The 18,076-nt window shown below is 33.8% G+C and carries 16 protein-coding genes; 11 read left to right on the top strand and 5 right to left on the bottom strand.

The window, feature by feature from the left end; all coding sequences use genetic code 11:
• Positions 1 to 10: 10 nt before the first annotated feature.
• Positions 11 to 1,228, bottom strand: coding sequence for a PQQ-dependent sugar dehydrogenase (locus J2T03_RS14170; protein WP_307212018.1), 1,218 nt, complete (start codon positions 1,226 to 1,228; stop codon positions 11 to 13).
• A 106-nt stretch (positions 1,229 to 1,334) separates the two neighbouring features.
• Here J2T03_RS14170 and J2T03_RS14165 point away from each other — a divergent pair, with 106 nt between their 5' ends.
• The 3 genes from J2T03_RS14165 to uvrB all read left to right on the top strand — a co-directional run bounded on the left by J2T03_RS14165 (position 1,335) and on the right by uvrB (position 5,237).
• Positions 1,335 to 1,706: a BlaI/MecI/CopY family transcriptional regulator gene (locus J2T03_RS14165; RefSeq protein WP_306841388.1), complete on the top strand. Its 372-nt coding sequence runs from the start codon at positions 1,335 to 1,337 to the stop codon at positions 1,704 to 1,706.
• Between the two features lie 2 nt (positions 1,707 to 1,708).
• Positions 1,709 to 3,103, top strand: coding sequence for a M56 family metallopeptidase (locus tag J2T03_RS14160; RefSeq protein ID WP_307212015.1), 1,395 nt, complete (start codon positions 1,709 to 1,711; stop codon positions 3,101 to 3,103).
• 142 nt (positions 3,104 to 3,245) lie between these two features.
• Positions 3,246 to 5,237, top strand: a complete 1,992-nt coding sequence (uvrB, locus tag J2T03_RS14155) for an excinuclease ABC subunit UvrB (RefSeq protein WP_306841385.1) — start codon at positions 3,246 to 3,248, stop codon at positions 5,235 to 5,237.
• A 408-nt stretch (positions 5,238 to 5,645) separates the two neighbouring features.
• On the opposite strand, the gene J2T03_RS14150 is transcribed toward uvrB, so the two are convergent.
• The 3 genes from J2T03_RS14150 to J2T03_RS14140 are packed head-to-tail and all read right to left on the bottom strand — an operon-like array spanning position 5,646 to position 7,646.
• Positions 5,646 to 6,413 carry a hypothetical protein gene (locus tag J2T03_RS14150; RefSeq protein WP_307212012.1) on the bottom strand — a complete coding sequence of 256 codons (768 nt, stop codon included), beginning with the start codon at positions 6,411 to 6,413 and terminating at the stop codon, positions 5,646 to 5,648.
• Positions 6,414 to 6,443: 30 nt separating this feature from the next.
• The gene (locus J2T03_RS14145) at positions 6,444 to 7,043 is read right to left on the bottom strand and encodes a recombinase family protein (RefSeq protein WP_307212008.1); all 600 of its coding nucleotides are present in this window, start codon (positions 7,041 to 7,043) and stop codon (positions 6,444 to 6,446) included.
• A 60-nt stretch (positions 7,044 to 7,103) separates the two neighbouring features.
• The gene (locus tag J2T03_RS14140; RefSeq protein WP_307212005.1) at positions 7,104 to 7,646 is read right to left on the bottom strand and encodes an antirestriction protein ArdA; all 543 of its coding nucleotides are present in this window, start codon (positions 7,644 to 7,646) and stop codon (positions 7,104 to 7,106) included.
• A gap of 396 nt (positions 7,647 to 8,042) precedes the next feature.
• Between J2T03_RS14140 and J2T03_RS14135 the strand changes: the two genes are divergently transcribed.
• The 8 genes from J2T03_RS14135 (at position 8,043) to J2T03_RS14100 (ending at position 16,603) form a co-directional block, all read left to right on the top strand.
• Positions 8,043 to 9,938: an HsdM family class I SAM-dependent methyltransferase gene (locus J2T03_RS14135; RefSeq protein ID WP_307212002.1), complete on the top strand. Its 1,896-nt coding sequence runs from the start codon at positions 8,043 to 8,045 to the stop codon at positions 9,936 to 9,938.
• A gap of 4 nt (positions 9,939 to 9,942) precedes the next feature.
• Complete coding sequence (locus J2T03_RS14130) at positions 9,943 to 11,007, top strand: restriction endonuclease subunit S (protein ID WP_307211999.1); 1,065 nt, start codon at positions 9,943 to 9,945, stop codon at positions 11,005 to 11,007.
• Positions 11,008 to 11,009: 2 nt separating this feature from the next.
• Entirely contained in the window at positions 11,010 to 12,695 is a 1,686-nt protein-coding gene (locus J2T03_RS14125; RefSeq protein WP_307211995.1) for a DUF262 domain-containing protein, read from the top strand.
• Between the two features lie 225 nt (positions 12,696 to 12,920).
• Positions 12,921 to 13,484: a hypothetical protein gene (locus tag J2T03_RS14120; RefSeq protein ID WP_307211992.1), complete on the top strand. Its 564-nt coding sequence runs from the start codon at positions 12,921 to 12,923 to the stop codon at positions 13,482 to 13,484.
• Positions 13,485 to 13,499: 15 nt separating this feature from the next.
• Positions 13,500 to 13,784 (top strand): hypothetical protein, encoded by a 285-nt coding sequence (locus J2T03_RS14115; protein ID WP_307211989.1) that lies wholly within the window; start codon positions 13,500 to 13,502, stop codon positions 13,782 to 13,784.
• Complete coding sequence (locus tag J2T03_RS14110) at positions 13,781 to 13,981, top strand: hypothetical protein (protein ID WP_307211986.1); 201 nt, start codon at positions 13,781 to 13,783, stop codon at positions 13,979 to 13,981. The genes J2T03_RS14115 and J2T03_RS14110 overlap by 4 nt, the downstream gene beginning before the upstream one ends.
• 83 nt (positions 13,982 to 14,064) lie before the next feature.
• Positions 14,065 to 16,239 carry an EndoU domain-containing protein gene (locus tag J2T03_RS14105; protein ID WP_307211983.1) on the top strand — a complete coding sequence of 725 codons (2,175 nt, stop codon included), beginning with the start codon at positions 14,065 to 14,067 and terminating at the stop codon, positions 16,237 to 16,239.
• A 19-nt stretch (positions 16,240 to 16,258) separates the two neighbouring features.
• Positions 16,259 to 16,603 (top strand): hypothetical protein, encoded by a 345-nt coding sequence (locus tag J2T03_RS14100; RefSeq protein WP_307211980.1) that lies wholly within the window; start codon positions 16,259 to 16,261, stop codon positions 16,601 to 16,603.
• A gap of 45 nt (positions 16,604 to 16,648) precedes the next feature.
• Here the strand turns inward: J2T03_RS14100 and J2T03_RS14095 are convergent, their stop codons facing one another.
• The gene (locus J2T03_RS14095) at positions 16,649 to 18,064 is read right to left on the bottom strand and encodes a hypothetical protein (protein ID WP_307211977.1); all 1,416 of its coding nucleotides are present in this window, start codon (positions 18,062 to 18,064) and stop codon (positions 16,649 to 16,651) included.
• Positions 18,065 to 18,076 lie beyond the last annotated feature (12 nt).

The raw sequence follows: 18,076 nt of genomic DNA, 5'->3' as shown, positions 1-18,076 counted from the left end.
CAGCCTCTTTTTATTTTTTAGAAATTTTATAGAGCTTCCCACTATCTGTCACCGCATACAGGCTGCCGTCCATTCCATCCAGCACATCTCTGAAACGTTCTTTTTGGTCAGCAAGAAGGCGTTCTTCGCCCACTACTTTATTATCTTTCATAACAATTCTGTTAATGTGCTCGCCACTCAGACATCCGATGATAAGATTTCCTTTCCATTCCTCAATATTTCCGGTATAAAAGGTCACTCCGCTTGGAGAGATCACAGGATCCCAGTAATAAACGGGCTGTTCTGTTCCTTCTTTTTGGGTTATACCATCTGCCACTTTGGCTCCGGAATATTCAATTCCATAGGTTACATCTCCCCAGCCATAGTTTTTTCCGGGCTGGATCAGATTGATCTCATCGCCGCCTCTCGGGCCCATTTCAACATCCCAAAGAGTGCCGTTCGGGTCTATTGCCATTCCCTGCGGATTTCTTATACCATAGGCATAAATTTCCGGCTTATATCCTTGTTTTCCAATAAAAGGATTCCCGGGAGCCGGTTTTCCATCTTTGGTAATTTTTAATATTTTCCCTAAATAATTATCTGTTTTCTGGGCATATACTCTTGTTTCTTTATCTGACCTCTCCCCGGTACTCACAAATAAATTTCCGTCCCTGTCAAAAGCCAGCCTGCTTCCATAATGCTTATCGCCATCATAGGAAGGTTCTGCACGGAAAATAACTTTAACTTCTGAAATACTTTTAAGATCTGCCGAGAGTTTTCCTTTCGCTACCGATGTCAGGTTTCCTTCACCAAACGGTTCTGAAAAACTGAAATAAATAATATTATTCGTCTTAAAATCCGGATCAAGGGCTACGTCCAGCATTCCTCCCTGCCCTTTCGAATCTACTTTTGGGAATCCTGTAATTTTGGAAACCTGTTTTCCATCAGCGGATACCACATTCATATGCCCATTTTTATCCGTAATAAGAAACTTTCCATCAGGAAGATTTATAATCCCCCAGGGCTTACCAAGGTCTTTATTAAGGATTTCAACTTTATAGGCTGTAGCGGTTTTTACAGCTTTAATCCTGGTCTGTCCTTTAAAGGCTGGTTTATAGTCCGTATTCGGCTTTTCGGTTTCTACACTGCCGTCGGCTCCTGTCTGCTGGGCATTAGCACTGTTTTTACTACATGAGCATAAAAGTAAAAAAATGCTGAGTGCCGATACATAAATTAGGTTGAATTTCATAGTATTGTAATTAGTGATAACAAAAATAATGGAAAAATAATGCCACAAAAATTTGCAGGTATAAATTTTAATTCTACATTTGTAGAACAAATTATAAAACTGTAGAATGAAAGAGATAAAATTAACCGATTCGGAAAAAAGCCTTATGGAAATTCTTTGGGAAAGGAAACGGATTTTCATGAAAGATATTCTTGATTCCTACCCGGAACCCAAACCTGCCGCTACCACCATCGCTACTCTGCTGAAAAGAATGCAGAATAAAGATCTGGTAGGCTATACATTGTATGGAAATTCCCGTGAATACTATCCAAAAGTAGAAAAAGGGGAATATTTCAATGAGGAAATGACCTCTATGATTGACCGTTTTTTCAATAGTTCGGTGACCCAGTTTGCATCATTCTTTACTTCCAATGCAAAATTAAGTCAGAAGCAGCTGAAAGAACTCCGTGACATAATCGATCAACAGATAAAAGAATAGAAATGTTCATTATTATTCTAAAAATACTGCTGTGCTCTTCTGCATTCATAGCTGTATATTACCTGTTTTTGGAAAAAGAAAAAATGTACCGGTTTAACAGGTTTTATTTGATTTTTTCTTTGGTTTTCTCCTATGTGATCCCATTCATTTCCATCACAGTACAGCCAACAAAAACAGAGAATAAGTCTAGGATCATATTTGAAGATACGGCACAGATCATCCCCATCCAGCCTTCCCAGGAAAGTTTTGACTGGACCAATATTATATGGCTCATCTATGGAACCGTTGCTCTTTTCCTTTTAATAAAAAGCACTCTGTCAATTATAGCTATCAAAAAAATACAGGGTAAAAAAATAATCTACCACAAATACAGGATTATGGTAACCCATGAAAACCTTCCTCCTTTTAGTTTTTGGAATACGATTTATTTAGGTGAGAGCTATATAAAAAATGATATGATTGATCCAAGGGTATTCCTGCATGAAAAAAACCATATTGACCAGAAACACAGCATAGATCTTATTTTTATGGATATCATGAAAATTTTCACATGGTTCAATCCAGTTCTTCTTATTTATAAAAAAGCGATCATCACCAACCATGAATTTCTTGCAGATGAAGCTGTTTTGAACAGCAGATACGATATTAAAGAGTACCAGAATTTGATTCTTGATGAGATTATCACTATCCAGAACCTGCCTTTTACTCATTCATTTAATTTTAACAATACCAAAAAACGATTTATTATGATGACAAAGAAAAAATCCAGATTCATTGTCCTGAAAAAAGCAGTAGGAATCACAGCTCTTATTGCAGCAACAGCTCTATTCGCAGAAAGGACATACGCAGTCAATCCTATTGCTACTTATCATCTTCAAAAAGCGAGCACAAGGACTGTAAAAAATGTGCAATCTCCTCAAGCCACTCTAATCACCTCTGATTATTTCGAAAAAATAAAAGAGAAGCCCAGCACCGCAATGGAATCCAAGAAGGAAAGCACAAAAACTGTTGCAGACACCATCTCTCCCCAAAAAACAGCTCTGTCGTCCAGCAATGAAGGTAAAAACACAAATACCAACATAAACTCTGACAAGAATTCTACCGAAGCAGAATATCCCGGCGGACTAGACGTTTTACGAAAAAAAGTTGGTCTTATGTTAGATACAAGCGTGCTTGAGCATAAAAAGGGTTTCATGAAATCAACCGCGTACATCCACATAGATGAAACAGGAAAAGCAACAAAGATAACAGCATCAGGAGATAATGAAATCTTCAACAATGAACTCATCAAAACAGCGACAGCTATAAGTACTGAAACAACATGGAAACCAGCTACCAGAGATGGAAAACCAATCGCAACGATCTATAAGCTTCCAGCCACAATGAGTTTCCAGTAAGATTAATTAACAAGCGCTATAAGTTTAGCGCTTTTTTTATTCCATATACCCTTATCGGATGAAAAATTTAAAATAGTCATCTTCAAATACTTTATGAAGGCTAAAAATTTCTTTCGTATTTTTGTTGTATACATCATTTCCTATGAATTTTAATCTTCAGTCAGAATATAAACCTACAGGCGACCAGCCACAAGCGATCGAAAAGCTTACCAAAGGCATTGAGATCGGCGAAAAATACCAGACCCTTCTTGGTGTAACGGGCTCCGGAAAAACATTTACTGTCGCCAATGTTGTGCAGAACGTACAGAAGCCTACACTGGTGCTTGCCCACAATAAAACTCTTGCAGCACAGTTATTCATGGAATTTAAGGAATTCTTCCCGGATAACGCCATTGAATATTTTGTCAGCTACTACGATTACTACCAGCCGGAAGCCTATATTGCGACAACCGGAACTTATATTGAAAAAGACCTGAGCATCAATGAAGAAGTCGAAAAACTGCGTCTTTCTGCAACAGCCAGCCTGCTTTCAGGAAGAAGAGATGTACTGATCGTAGCTTCTGTTTCATGTATTTACGGTATCGGAAACCCCTCAGAATTTCACAAATCACTAATCACATTAGCTATTGGAGAAAAAGTAACAAGAACCGCACTTCTCCACTCTTTAGTTAATGCATTATATGCCAGAACACTGGGTGATTTCCAGAGAGGAACGTTCCGAGTAAAAGGGGATGTTATTGATGTTTTCCCCGCATATGCTGACAATGCTGTGAGAATTCAGTTTTTTGGAGATGAAATCGAAAAAATCCAGAGTTTTGATCCTGTAAGTGGAAATGTGGAATCTAATTTTGACCAGATTCAAATTTATCCCGCGAATCTCTTCGTAACATCGAAGGAAACTCTAAACGGAGCCATCAGAAGCATTCAGGACGATATGGTAAAGCAGGTAGATTTCTTTAATTCAATTGAAAAGCCTTTGGAAGCTAAAAGGCTCCAGGAAAGAACAGAGCTAGATCTGGAAATGATTAAGGAACTGGGCTACTGCTCAGGGATTGAGAATTATTCAAGATATCTTGACGGAAGGCTTCCGGGCTCAAGGCCATTCTGCCTGATTGATTATTTTCCGAAAGACTTTTTAATGGTCATTGATGAAAGCCACGTTACCGTTCCACAGGTTCATGCCATGTACGGCGGGGACCGGAGCAGAAAGGAAGCCTTGGTGGAATACGGCTTCCGACTTCCGGCCGCCATGGACAACAGGCCTCTTAAATTTGAGGAATTTGAAGCCATGCAAAACCAGGTGATCTATGTTTCTGCAACGCCAGCAGATTATGAGCTGGAAAAAACAGGAGGCGCTTATATTGAGCAAATCATTCGTCCGACAGGTCTTCTGGATCCTATTATTGAGGTAAGACCAAGCCTGAACCAGATTGATGACCTAATGGAGGAGATTCAGAAAAGAGCAGATGCTGATGAAAGGGTGCTAGTCACTACTCTAACGAAGAAAATGGCCGAAGAACTTACCAAGTATTTTATGAAATTCGGGATCAGGACAAGATATATCCATTCAGATGTAGAAACGCTGGAACGTATTCAGATTATGCAGGACCTTCGTTTGGGACTTTTTGATGTGCTAATCGGAGTCAACCTGTTAAGAGAGGGGCTTGACCTTCCGGAAGTGTCTCTGGTAGCCATTCTGGACGCTGATAAAGAGGGAATGCTTAGAAGCCGAAGATCGATGATCCAGACGGTAGGACGTGCAGCAAGAAACATTAACGGGAAAGCCATCATGTATGCTGATAAGATTACAAAATCCATGCAGGCTGCCCTGGACGAGACGGAATACCGCCGTAATAAACAAATACAACATAATGAAGCTAACGGGCTTGTTCCTCAGGCCTTAAATAAAAAGATCTCAGAAAATCTTGTGGGAAGGAGTAAAGATTTTCCAGATCCAAAATACACCCAGAAAGAGATTCTTCAGAAAGCCGCCGAAACAAAAGCCAGCTATGGGGACAAAGACATTGAAAAAATCATTGGACAGAAGCAAAAAGAAATGGAAGCTGCCGCTAAAAATCTTGATTTCATAAAAGCAGCCAAGCTTAGGGACGAGATCGCAGCTTTGAAAGAATAATGATTAGGATACAATAACTAGGGGCGGCATCTTCGATGCCGTCTTTTAAAATCGCAATATGCCTATTCATGGTACATTGCAATTTTATTTTGTGGAAGTTTTCCGACATATTTCCGACATTCAAATTTCAAACCCTTCCAAAGAACACTACTGCAAATATACAAATACTATGCCCGAAATGACAAAATATTTGTATAGATTAATTATAGCATGAGAGACTTCTTAGCTCAAAAATCGCTCTACTCCCACATTTATAAAGTACCATTTTAGGTATATAGAAATAATAAAGAGATACACTCTTCCAATAGTGCAAATAGCTTGATTTCATATGCTTTTAGATATGTTGATAGTGAAAATTACATCTTGTTTGAGTGGTCTATCCTTGTAATTTCTCATTTAAGAAGCAATCTATTCCTCTGGCAAATTTTCTTGTTGAGAAACATTATCTAACTTTCTTTTATCCAAAATATATCCCAATGCTAAAGAATAATTTTGCATATTCTTGTAATCATTCTTCTTTTCATTGAAATTATCTCTAATAAACATTATCACAACAAAAAAAATTGGACTTATAAGCAATAACATGAGAAGAATTATTATTTTTTGCTCTTTACCTTCTTCAACTCCAATCGCCAACAAAATAAAGCTTAAAATGGAAATAAATGGAGCACCAAATGAAATAATTCCAGATAAATTAATTGGAAACTTAGGCATTGTAATATTGGCCAGCTCTTTATCATTTTGGTTTTTAAAAAACTCAATTTTCTTAGTTTGTAATCCTATACTAAAATTGTAAAGTTTATCAAACCAATAATATTTTAAAATTATTGAATCCCAATTTATCCCAAATAAAATTACTCCAAGCATGTTCTGTTTAAAATACCCAACCTTTTTTTTAACATTTCTAAAAAGCCTTATTCTTTCGTAAACAATAAACGCATAACATAGAACCAATGAGCCTGCTGTCAATTTAAAATGCCATTTATTGTATGTTTCTGATAGAGGAATGCTATTTTTCACGGTATCTTCTGCAAAAAAATACACACCTATACCTGTTGCTACTAAAAGTAAAATCAAAATCCCAAAATCAAAAAACACATTTTTTTTAATAGTGCTTAGATTTTTATAAATATTATTATCTCCTAGAAAGCGACTGTAATGTTCATGAAAATTCATTTCTTAAATATTTTTTCACAAAAATAATAATTAAGCAGAATTATTAATGACGTTTTTGACTTTCTGAACAGTTCCAATACTGATACTACAGATTTTTGCTGTATCTCTAATAGAATTCCCTTTCTTTAGGCTCTTAATCACTTCCTTATATTTAGAAAGAAAGTCATCTACACTCTCCATAGAACCTTTTTCACGCCCTTTATAAGTTCCACGAGCTTTGGCAAGTGCAATGCCTTCACGTTGACGTTCTAAAATGGCTTCTCGCTCCATTTCGGCTATATTAGCCATTACAGAAATTATGAGTTTGAATGCTTGATTCTCTTTCCCTTTGATAAGGCTTTCTATTCCTAGATTATCCACTTTAAGAATAACGCCCTTTTCTTTGAAGAATTCCAGAGTCGTAAGAATGTCATACAGGTTTCTTCCGAGCCTGTCAATAGAACTTACAGAAACGTAATTAATTTCTTCCCTCTCAATAGCCTTTATCAGTTCTTTTCCCTGTTCTCTATCCTTAAAGGGAGTAGAACCGCTTACTACATCAGTAAATATCTTTTCGCCCTTTGCCTGTCTCTCTTCCTGTCTTGCTATGTTCTGCGATCCAGTTGAAACTCTAATGTATCTTGCTTTCATATTGTAAATAGTTATAAAGCACCCTACAATTATGCAAGGTGCGAAGAATTGTTATCGTAATTAGTTTCGGAAATAATATCCGTTAGAACTCATATAATCATACATGATATGCCTTGCGGTTGCTTCCCAATCAATGTAAATGTAAGAAGGTAGGTTTTCTGGTATTGAGCCGTCTTGTTCTAAAGTAGCTTGTGCAAAGTCTTCGTCTGAATTGTATTCTCCGAAATAAGAATCTGAAAGACTATCTAAAAGGTCGTCCACGTCCTTATGATTGTAGCTCATACACTCTGCATAGGCTTCAATAATTTCTAAATCATAATCCGAATTGTTAATCTCTTCGGCTATTTCGTAAATGTCTGCTGAAAGATGGCATTCGCTGATTAGCTTTTGTTTGATAAAGAACTCCGAGCATTCATAATCCTGAAACATATATTCGGGGTCGTCTTCGTCTTGGTGAAGTTCCTGCATAGCCTGTAAAAGATCGTCATAATTTGAATAATCTGAAAGGTTCAACCATTCACCATAGATTGAACCTTCATTGTACTTTTTGTACGTTCCGACATAGATACTGAAAGTATCAAGACAATTTGTTAACTTTGCCATTGTAGATAAGTTTTAATTAGCGTTAGAATTTTTTACACTTCCCCGTTCAACATTCGTAGTATTGACGGGGTTTTTTGTTGGTTTATAGTAGTCGAAAACTATGCCAAATGTTATAAAAATAGGGTGATATCCAATGAAATATCAAAAGTATTTTGAATCCGTAGAAAATCTCTTGAAACCTGTTCTAACTTTGGGTTGTAGTCTAAAAATGTCAAAAAAAAGAGTTCAGGTTTTTAGACTTCCGAAAACTTTTGACCGACTTTCCAAAGGTGGGGGTACTACCAAAAACTTGTCCTATGGTGGGGCGTTTTTATTTAGATGGGTAGCAATTTGATACATATTAAAGTAAAATTTTGAAAAATTTTATTATATTTTTGTGAGTTGTAACTTTTGAAAATGACTAACGAAAAGAAAACAGATATATTTATAAGTAGACTTCTTGAAAACGCTGAAATTCAATATACCCCAAATGGAAGCGACATTAAGGAAATTCAAGATGCCTTAAAGACAGCATCTAAAAAAGGTACAGGCAAAATTGGTTTTCCTGAATTTGTTGCTATTTCTAACGACTTTATTTTAGTGATTGAAAATAAATCCGACACAGAAAAACAAGTGTTATATCAAGATGATGCTCAACAAATACTTTCTAGTGATAAAAAAGCGATAACTGACTATGCTGAAAATGGTGCTTTGCATTATGCTAAAGAAATAATTAATAAAACTAATTTTAAAAAAATATTTGCTTTTGGCTGTTCGGGTGATGAAAAACATCATATTATCCGACCTCTCTTTGTAGATGAGTCAGGATGTAAATTATTGGAAAAAATAGAAAATTTTGAGAACTTCAAAGAAAATAAAATTGAACAATTTTATAGAGAGCAAGTTTTAGGAGAAACACCAAAAAAAATACTAGAAACCGAAGAATTAATAAAAAAAGCGTCTGAACTTCATGAAGCACTTCGAAACTATGGGCAGTTAGGAGATAAAGAAAAACCCTTAGTCGTTTCTGCAATTTTATTAGCTCTTGCGGATGTAAATAATTTTAAATCACAACAATTAACAGGTGACAATATAGATACAGATGGTAATAAAATTTACCGCAGTATAGAAACCTACATGAAAAAAGTAGATGTAAAGCCTGAGGAGAAAAAACAAACGGTACTTAATCAGTTTATCATCATAAAAGACAGAACATTACTTAATCAAATAGATGATAGGCTTGCAAAAACACCATTAAAATATTTCACTGAATTTATAGAAACTAATATTTTACATTCCATAAGAGCCAACAAAAAAGGCGATGTATTAGGCAGTTTCTATGGAGAATTTATGAAGTATAGCGGTGGAGATGGTCAAAGTTTGGGTGTAGTTCTTACGCCTGATTCTATTACTGAACTATTTTGTGATTTAGCTGAGTTAAAAGTTACTGATAGAGTTTTTGACCCTTGTTGTGGGACCGCTTCTTTCCTTGTTGAAGCTATGCACCGTATGGTAAACATGAGTGATGATGAACAGCAAAAAGTAGAAATAAAATCGAATCAATTACATGGTATAGAAATACGAGAAGATATGTTCTCTATTGCTACCACCAATATGATTTTAAGAGACGATGGAAAAAGTAATTTAACTAACGAAAATTTTTTAAGAAAACCTACTAAAGAATTAAGAAAGAAAAAATACACAGTAGGTTTTATCAATCCTCCGTATTCTCAAGCCAAAGGTAAAGACACGGCTCATTTATCCGAAATTCATTTCATAGAACATCTGTTAGAAAGTCTATCAGACAATGCTATTTGTATTGCTATTGTACCACAAAGTACCATGGTAGGTAAAACCACGGAAGATAAAAAAATAAAGAAAAGGATTTTAGAAAAACACACCCTAAAAGGTGTAATTACACTCAATAAACAAACGTTTTACAGAATAGGTGTAAATCCTTGTATTGCTGTTTTTACGGCACACAAGCCCCATGATTTTGCTACTCGATGCAAGTTCATTAATTATGAAGACGACGGCTATATCATCAGTAAACATATAGGACTTACAAAAACAGTCCGCAATGAAGAAAGAAAACAATTGTTATTAGATTGCTGGTTTGATAAGAAAGACACAGAATCTAAATTTATGGTAAAAACTACCATAGAGCCCGATGACGAATGGTTGCATTCTTTCTACTACTTTAATGATGAAATCCCGAAAGAGGAAGATTTTGAAAAAACCATTGCCGATTACCTTACGTTTGAGTTCAATATGGTTATGCAGGGAAGGGAATATTTATTTGAAAATGAATAGTGCTATGGAATCAGATTTGAAAAATATTCAATGGGGAGAGTTTATGATACAAGATTTATTTTATACTAAAATAGGTAAAAGTATAGATGGAAATAAAGTAAATAAACAAAAAGGCAGAACAGCATATATTACGAGAAAAGAAAGTAATAATGGATTAGATGGATTTATTGACTTTGAAAGCAATTACATTGTAAATGAAAAACCTGTTATTACCATTGGAAATGAAACCGCTGAGCCATTTGTTCAAAATTTTTCATTTTTTACAGGTACAAAAGTAAATGTATTAATCCCAAGACAAAATATTTCAAAGGAAATACTACTATTTATAGCTCAATCGTTAAAACAGCACAAAAATAAATACTCATATTCATATACAATTAATTCAACACGGCTAAAAAAGCAGGTAATTCTTTTACCTATAAACTCCAAAGGTGAACCTGATTATGCCTTTATGGAGCATTATATAAAGCAGAAAGAACAGAATAAAATAAGTCATTTTCAAAATTACATTGCAAAAAGAATAGAACAGATAAAGGACTATAATGAAGTAGAGCCACTTCATGAAAAAGAATTAGGGGAATTTGAATTAGGAAAACTATTTAAATTAAGTCAGGGCAAATCAAAAGGCTTAAATCACTTAAAGAAAGGGAAATCAGGTTTAAATTATTTAGGTGCAACTAATTCTAATAATGGAGTTTTAGCTTACGTAGATGAAGTAGGAAACGAAAAAATGATTCAAAACGGCAATTGTATTGCATTCATTAGAAATGGAGAAGGCTCAATGGGCTTTTCTATATATAAGGCTGAAAGCTTTATTGCTACTTCTGATATATCTGTTGGATATTCTAAAGTATTGAATAGAGAAATTGGCTTATTTATTACAACAATTGCAGATAAAATTAGAGGAAAATACAATTTTGGATATAAAAGAAGTGATACACGACTAAAAAAAGAAAAGTTGCAATTGCCTATTGATTCCAAAGGGCAGCCTGATTATGAGTATATGGAAAACTACATCAAAAAATTAGAGTACGAAAAACTCACAAAATATTTGAAACTAAAACAGTAACCATGGCAGAACTACATGTAAGTAAAAAAAGCATAAGCAAATTATTTAGTGATATGCAGGATAAAAAATTTATAATTCCTGACTATCAAAGACCTTATAAATGGACGCTAGAAAAATGCGAAACATTATGGAACGATATTGAAAGTTTTGCTAACACAGATGCAAAGAAAGGCGCAGATTATTTTCTTGGTACTATTGTATCTTTTAAAAATGGAGAAGATTCTGAAATAATTGACGGTCAACAGAGAATCACCTCTTTTTTCTTGCTTTTAAGAGCGTTTTACAGAAAATTGGAGGTAATGACAGAAGATGACGATGTAAGAGGTTTAAAAACGCAAATAGAACCTTGTATATGGGATATAAACCCAATTTCTACAAAAGTTTCAGATAAAACAAAAATTCATATTATTTCAGAAGTTGCGACTGAAGAGGATAATGAAACTTTCCATAAAATTCTTGAGACAGGATTAAGCAGTGATAATGCTACTGATAATTATTCGGTAAATTATAGATTTTTTAAGAAACAGTGTGATGATTATGCTGAAATCAATCCTATGCAATGGAAGCAATTATGCATAACAATTTTACAAAAGTGTATCATTTTACCTATTGAATGTGATACCTCGGAAGTGGCACTAACAATTTTCTCAACGTTGAATGATAGAGGACTACCTCTTTCAGACTCAGATATTTTTAAAGCGCAGATATATAGAAACCTTCCAACTGTGCAAACGAGAAAAGAGTTTACAAATAGATGGAAAGAACTTACTCAAATTTGTAAAGAAGCAAAAGTTTCAATTGATGATATTTTTAGATACTACACACATATTTTAAGAGCAAGGAATAATGATAAATCAAAAGAAGTTGGTTTAAGAAAATTCTATGCAGAAGAGCAATATAAGAGACTGAAAGAACCACTAATAATGGAAGAAATAATGTCTTTAGCCGAATTTTGGAGGTATATTAATTCAGATATAGAATCTGAGAGCAATAACTATGAAATTTCTAAAACAGCAAGAAAATATCTACAATGTCTAAATTGCTACCCAAATGAATACTGGAAATATCCGATAAGTGTTTTTTTCTTGAAACATCGAAATAGTGCAAAATTTGATGTTGACTTCATCAAGGTTTTGAAAAAACATATAGCATTTCTATTTGCAAAATTTATAGATGCTCCATCTGTAAATGCTATTAAAGATGATATTTATGGAACTTGTATTGCTATTCAAAATGAAGATAATTTCAATTTTAGATTTACAGTTAACGAGGAACAGTTAGGTGGGAAAATTGATGGTCATTCTTCATCTAGACTTTCAAGGGCTTTGCTTTTACTTCATGCTTATTTACATACAAATCAATTAGAATTAATTCCTGACACCTTTGATATTGAACACATCTTTCCTAAAAAATGGCAAGACACTAATTACAATGGATGGAATATTGATGATGCAATGTTAAACTTAGACAGATTTGGAAACAAAATCGTTTTTGAAAAAAAGCTAAACATTCAAGCTGGAAATGGCTACTTTGGAGTTAAGAAGCAAAAATATAATATATCAAATATTGCTGTTGTAAAAGACTTGAGTAATTATCATAAAAGTGATTGGGTCAAAGAAGATATAAATTCGAGAGAAATTCAATTCAAAAGTGATTTATTAAATTTCTTTAAACTTGAATTAAATTAATAAGGCACAAAATTTGTAGTTTTGCGCAAAGACATCAACGAAAAATAATAAGTGTAAAGCTTATTGCTTTGTTAGAAAAATTTGGCGATTTTGAAAACACACGGAGCAAAAGTTAGACACCCACCCCTATGGCGTGGGCGTTCTGCTTCTGTGTGTAGGTTACGCCAAATACCTTCTAACAAAGTGTGAATAGCTCACGCTTTGTCGTTTATAATACATTATAAAATGGGGTATCTACACAAAATCATCGAATTAGAAAAGCAAAAGAACTTTCAAGAGATTGCTACAACTCTTTTCATGGAAGCCGACATCAGTTACAACCATACTGAATGGATTGAGAAAAAACCAAACATGAAATATTGGGAGTTTGTAAGCAAAACAAAACACCTTCTTAACAAGGACTTTCATAAAAACATTATGTTTGGCGACCTAAAACCTAATCCGCATTTGATAAATGCTTACAAAATGATTGGTGGAAAAGGTGAAATTGCATTTTGGAGAGAAGACAAATATCCCCTTGACGGAGCAATAGCACGTCTCATGTTTACCCCGACAATTTACATTTACGCAAAAGAATGTTGCGAAGTATTTGAAGAAAAGATCGGTAATAAGCCATTATTTATGAGTGGTTTAAATCCTCAAGGTGTTATCAATAAATATAATTCTGAAAAAAAAACATTCCAATCCCCTACAACCTATACAAACAACAGCTCGCAAAGTGGATGTATGGGAGTTTTATTGATAATAATGGGGGTTATTAGCCTACTAATATTACAAATTAACCTTTAAAACAATTAAGTATTAATGAAAAAATTAATTTTTACTTTAATGTTCGCATTACCAACATTTTATTTCGCACAGGAAGAAAAACCAAAAGATTTCAAAGAGCCAATCAAAAACAACCGTCTTAAAAAGTTTGTTGCTATTGATAATGGAGTTGACGAAAAAGAGGTTACTATAATCAGAGCGCAAAATGGTTTTGGTAGTGGGATTTATACGGTTTGCGCAAAAGGACAACCTATTCAATATCAAAAAATGGGAACAGTTTTTATGCGTGAGGGGAAAAATCCTTTTAATAACGCAAAATGATACTGCAATTACAAGCGCAAACAACTTGTTTTCCCGCAATTGAATTTAAGCCATACAGCATTTGGGATGATGTATCGCTTATTTTGATGCTCATCGCATACCTCATTTTGTATGTCGGAGGTGCTTATTTCCTCATGCGAGGTTTAAAACTCGGTATTAATGCGCTGAAAAAGCATTTTGAGAAAGAAAAATGTTAATAGTTCAAAACCTGTTTGTTATGCGACAGGTTTTGACGTTATAGGCACTTACATTTGGCTCATAATAATTAAAATTCACTATTATGATGCAAAGATTAGATTATGTCTTGAGTAGAAACCTTGACAGTCCTTATGGAAAAAACAGTGTGTTTTTTGAAACATTTGTTGTTCCTCCCGAAGATTTCGATAAAATCCCCGAAACTAAAGAAACAGATCGCATAAAATATACTTTCATACTATGTAAGAGTGGTGTTGAAGTGTTTGATAGATACGAAAAAGAGGAGGTAGAAGAGAAACAATTTAAAGTTTTCTATGAAGAAGATGACCCTAAAAAAAGTAACTTTTTTGGTACTGCCTGTCGGGTGAAAATGGGAAAAGATGCCAAAGACTTCTTTAACAGAATTTATAGTAGTAATCAAAACACCACGTATGTAACACCAACAGAATCAATAACAGTAAGTGGGTTTGACAATCTTGTTAGAGAACTTGCAGATGATACAAAGATAAACGAAACTCTTTTAAAGGGTGCAATCTATTTGGAAATTGCAGAACAAACCAAATTGAATGAAGCCTTTGAAAAGGTATTTTCTTTAAATAATCAATTGGCTGATTGGCTTAGAGGAGGTATTGAAACTGTTGAAAGTTGGAAATTCACGGAAGAAAATTATGATTACGAGAAGTATTTTGTATTACCGATGTACAGTACTTATCAAAATAAAGTAGGTACAAGCGGATTTCAAAAACAAGAAGCAAAATATAAGCCCATCATTCCTGTTCCTATTTCTGCCAGAGAATACAAAACTATGCAGAATGCATCTGAAATAGCAGGTGAAGGCTTTAATAAACTCAAAGATTTTGTAGATTATTTTGATGAAATTTCCCTGGCAATAGTTTCAACTGTTGTTAAAGCAACCCCAACAATAGCGGACGATGTTTTCTTTGCTGTAGTCTTCTATTTAAAGAATTTCATAGAAGATAATATCCCTGAAAGCATTAAAAATGTATATAATAAACTCAAATCATTCTTTAAGGATGTTTTAGATGTCATTTCTGGGATTGGAGCGTTTATAGGAGAAAAAATCAATCAGGAAGTAGCAAAAATCAATGCTTTTTTATGTGGATTACTTAACGGTCTTATCTCATTGGCTCAAACAGTAATTATGTTATTAGCTATGATTACTGACAATCTTCCTTTTTTAAATATGGAGAAATTAAGCCCTGTAGAGCTTACAAAACATCAAGAAAAGTTAGAGTTTATTGAAGATTTTGTAGATTTATTTGCTGAAAACTCAAAAGAGTTTCTTAGTGGAATTAAAAATATTTTTAGCAAAGGTAAAATCTGGAAAGAGATTTCACAATTTACTGACATGCTAAAAAAGAAATTTTCAGAACTTAATGATTATTTTTGGGCATACTTTGTAGGTGCTATTGCTTTTGAGCTTATTTTGGATGCTATTATTGCATATTTTACAGGAGGCGCATCTCTTGCTGGAAAAATCTCTGAGGAGATAGCACAGGCAGCAGGTAAAATTAGTAGAGTATCTCAAAAATCAGCAAAATTAGGAAAAGCGATAAATTTTTCTAAAAACATAGGTAAGAAAATTGGTAATTCATTGGCAGACCTATGGAAATGGTTAAAAAAGGAATTTTTAGAGTTAGTAGAAGCAGTAAAAAGTGGGAATTTAGCTCATTATTTGAAGAAAAAATTTTATGAATTAACAGATGATGTGGAAGGTTTGCGTAAATTGGCTTTTGGAAGATGGCTCAGTAAATTTGACAAAGGTTTTTTCAATCATCTTGAAGGAGAGTTTAATACTGAACTTTTTATAAAAAACCTGCCTTCGGGTTTCAAATACACAGATGAAGTTTTAGTTTCCCAAGGAGGACACAGAGGTTCGGGAATCTTTAACGGAGCAATAGACGTAGAGAAAATATTAGACCCTGAAGGAGTTTATTCTATGACACAATTGGCAGAAGATGTTCCTTTTAAGGCTAAAATCAGTATAAAATACAAAGATGGTTATTTAGTGAAAAATGCAGAATCTTCTATGTTCCCTAAAAATTGGGACGTTAAAAGAATACAGGAGGAAATAGCATATGTGTATGAAAATACCGTAGTTAAAGGACAAGGAGTAAATCCAGCCTCATTGGGCAAAAAATTTAAACAATATAAGTTCAAAGACTCTTCAGGTAGGTTTGACATATTAATTGAGGTTGATGATGCAGGAAATATTATGAATGCATATCCACTGCTGTAAAATAAAAATATTATACAAAATGAAATATACATTTAAAAAAGATATGTGGGGAGACACAATCTTACACTCTATTCAGAGTGAAGAAAGTACTATAAACCACTTTGGTAGTTGGAATTGGACACCACAAAAAATTCAAAGTTTAATTGACGGTGTGGAACAAAGCAAAAACAAAGATTCTGATGAATCCTTTGACTGGCAAAACGAGGATGTTTTCTTCCGAAGCAATAAATATGGGGTTTTCTTTGTAGACCTTATGAAACAAAGGGCAGGTGAAAAATCTAAAAAACAAGACTTGGATTTGAATCACGATAAGTTCATCAAATTTTTACAGGATTTTAAAAAGTTTGTTGAAGAAAATAGTTGATAAATTGCTTAATTCAAAAACAGGCTTAAAATAAGCCTGTTTTTTTTATGATATTGATAAAGTTGGTGCATTTCCATATCTTTGATGAAATACATTGTTAAAATAGCTCTTTACAGTCTCTACATGCTCGCTTGTAGTTGCTATACTATCGTGAATTGTAAAAACTGGCATTTCACGTCTGTATTCTTTCGTTAATTCCTTTGCCAACACATCTACAATCATAAATCCCTCCATTTCAAAAAGTTGTTTGCTAATCTTTTTATAACCTTGTTTCTTTTTGGTTTTTAGGAAGTCATAAATTACAGGATAACGCTCGGCAAAAACTTGTTGAACCTTTTCATATTGCGAGTTTTTCGCAAAGAACATCGCCAATAAAAGTTTCTTCGTTAGCTCCCTGTTTTTCTCATAACAGTTCGTGTAATTCACTAAAAACAATCTTTTGTACTCTTTTCCCCATTCCTCACCGTAAATTTCCATAAGCCTGTCAATAAAAACATCGTACACCCCGCCAGAGACACATAAATTTTTGAAGTCGTTAACCTCAGTATCCATGCAGGTTTTGAGAGATTCAGAATTCATATATATATGGAAACTACTATTTATTCTATCTAATCTCTTCTTACTAACTCTATATCTAACACTAGATAGATAGTTAGATAAGAAATATGGTATGCTATTCTTCAAATCAATTTCGTGTATTTTTCTATTGTCATAAAACATTAGTTTCCTGATTTCTTTATTCAATCTTGCGAATGGATTGTAAAACCTCCCCACTGTTTTGTAACCTTTCCCAACTTTATCACTACCTCTTGAAAAACTGTAAATTCCATTCATAAATTTCACCATGTTTTTCATTGCCATAAGATAGTAGGAATAGGTAGCTAACCCTTCTTTATCTGGCTCACCATGTGAAATCTTGATTGGATATTTACCTTCCATGAAATAGGCTTCAAAAACATCATTTTCAGCAAGTTCTGTATCAATTGAAAACTTCGTGTAGTCGAAAAAGTCTATTAAAGGCTTTTCATATTTTTTCACGTAGCTTGTTTTTGTGGTAGTAGACTTCAAGTCATCGGCACTTTTAATTTGAATCACTTCCGCAAAAACTCTTGAAAAACGTAAAGGTTTTAAAAAACCATATCCAAAACTTTCTTCTCCAACGACATACGGTTTTCTATTTATATATTTCAAATCAATTAAAAGTTGAACGTATTCTAAATAGTTTTTTCCGATATGTTTAATCCAAGTATCGCTATTAATTACGCTATGATGGTTGTATTTTTCTGTTTCTGTGGTTTTTACGAACACAACCGAACTATAAATTATACGCCCGATAATAAACTTAATGCAGTTCATGTCGAAATTTTTAATTTTCTCATTCCCCTCTATTTCAATTCTGGAATAATTGAGTGATAATGGTAGTAAAACCATTAATTCATTTTTATTTACTGTTTGTCTCATTTAATCATATTA

The sequence above is a fragment of the Chryseobacterium lathyri genome (assembly GCF_030812195.1).
Classification (GTDB): domain Bacteria; phylum Bacteroidota; class Bacteroidia; order Flavobacteriales; family Weeksellaceae; genus Chryseobacterium; species Chryseobacterium lathyri_A.
This window is presented reverse-complemented; position numbering and strand designations above follow the sequence as displayed.

Bases quoted from the DNA above. Each gene is read 5' to 3' on its own strand.
- J2T03_RS14120 (WP_307211992.1), top strand. From the start codon at position 12,921: ATGGGGTATCTACACAAAATCATCGAATTAGAAAAGCAAAAGAACTTT.
- J2T03_RS14110 (WP_307211986.1), top strand. From the start codon at position 13,781: ATGATACTGCAATTACAAGCGCAAACAACTTGTTTTCCCGCAATTGAA.
- J2T03_RS14140 (WP_307212005.1), bottom strand. From the start codon at position 7,646: ATGGCAAAGTTAACAAATTGTCTTGATACTTTCAGTATCTATGTCGGA.
- uvrB (WP_306841385.1), top strand. From the start codon at position 3,246: ATGAATTTTAATCTTCAGTCAGAATATAAACCTACAGGCGACCAGCCA.
- J2T03_RS14135 (WP_307212002.1), top strand. From the start codon at position 8,043: ATGACTAACGAAAAGAAAACAGATATATTTATAAGTAGACTTCTTGAA.
- J2T03_RS14150 (WP_307212012.1), bottom strand. From the start codon at position 6,413: ATGAATTTTCATGAACATTACAGTCGCTTTCTAGGAGATAATAATATT.
- J2T03_RS14130 (WP_307211999.1), top strand. From the start codon at position 9,943: ATGGAATCAGATTTGAAAAATATTCAATGGGGAGAGTTTATGATACAA.
- J2T03_RS14165 (WP_306841388.1), top strand. From the start codon at position 1,335: ATGAAAGAGATAAAATTAACCGATTCGGAAAAAAGCCTTATGGAAATT.
- J2T03_RS14105 (WP_307211983.1), top strand. From the start codon at position 14,065: ATGATGCAAAGATTAGATTATGTCTTGAGTAGAAACCTTGACAGTCCT.
- J2T03_RS14115 (WP_307211989.1), top strand. From the start codon at position 13,500: ATGAAAAAATTAATTTTTACTTTAATGTTCGCATTACCAACATTTTAT.
- J2T03_RS14100 (WP_307211980.1), top strand. From the start codon at position 16,259: ATGAAATATACATTTAAAAAAGATATGTGGGGAGACACAATCTTACAC.
- J2T03_RS14125 (WP_307211995.1), top strand. From the start codon at position 11,010: ATGGCAGAACTACATGTAAGTAAAAAAAGCATAAGCAAATTATTTAGT.
- J2T03_RS14160 (WP_307212015.1), top strand. From the start codon at position 1,709: ATGTTCATTATTATTCTAAAAATACTGCTGTGCTCTTCTGCATTCATA.
- J2T03_RS14095 (WP_307211977.1), bottom strand. From the start codon at position 18,064: ATGAGACAAACAGTAAATAAAAATGAATTAATGGTTTTACTACCATTA.
- J2T03_RS14145 (WP_307212008.1), bottom strand. From the start codon at position 7,043: ATGAAAGCAAGATACATTAGAGTTTCAACTGGATCGCAGAACATAGCA.
- J2T03_RS14170 (WP_307212018.1), bottom strand. From the start codon at position 1,228: ATGAAATTCAACCTAATTTATGTATCGGCACTCAGCATTTTTTTACTT.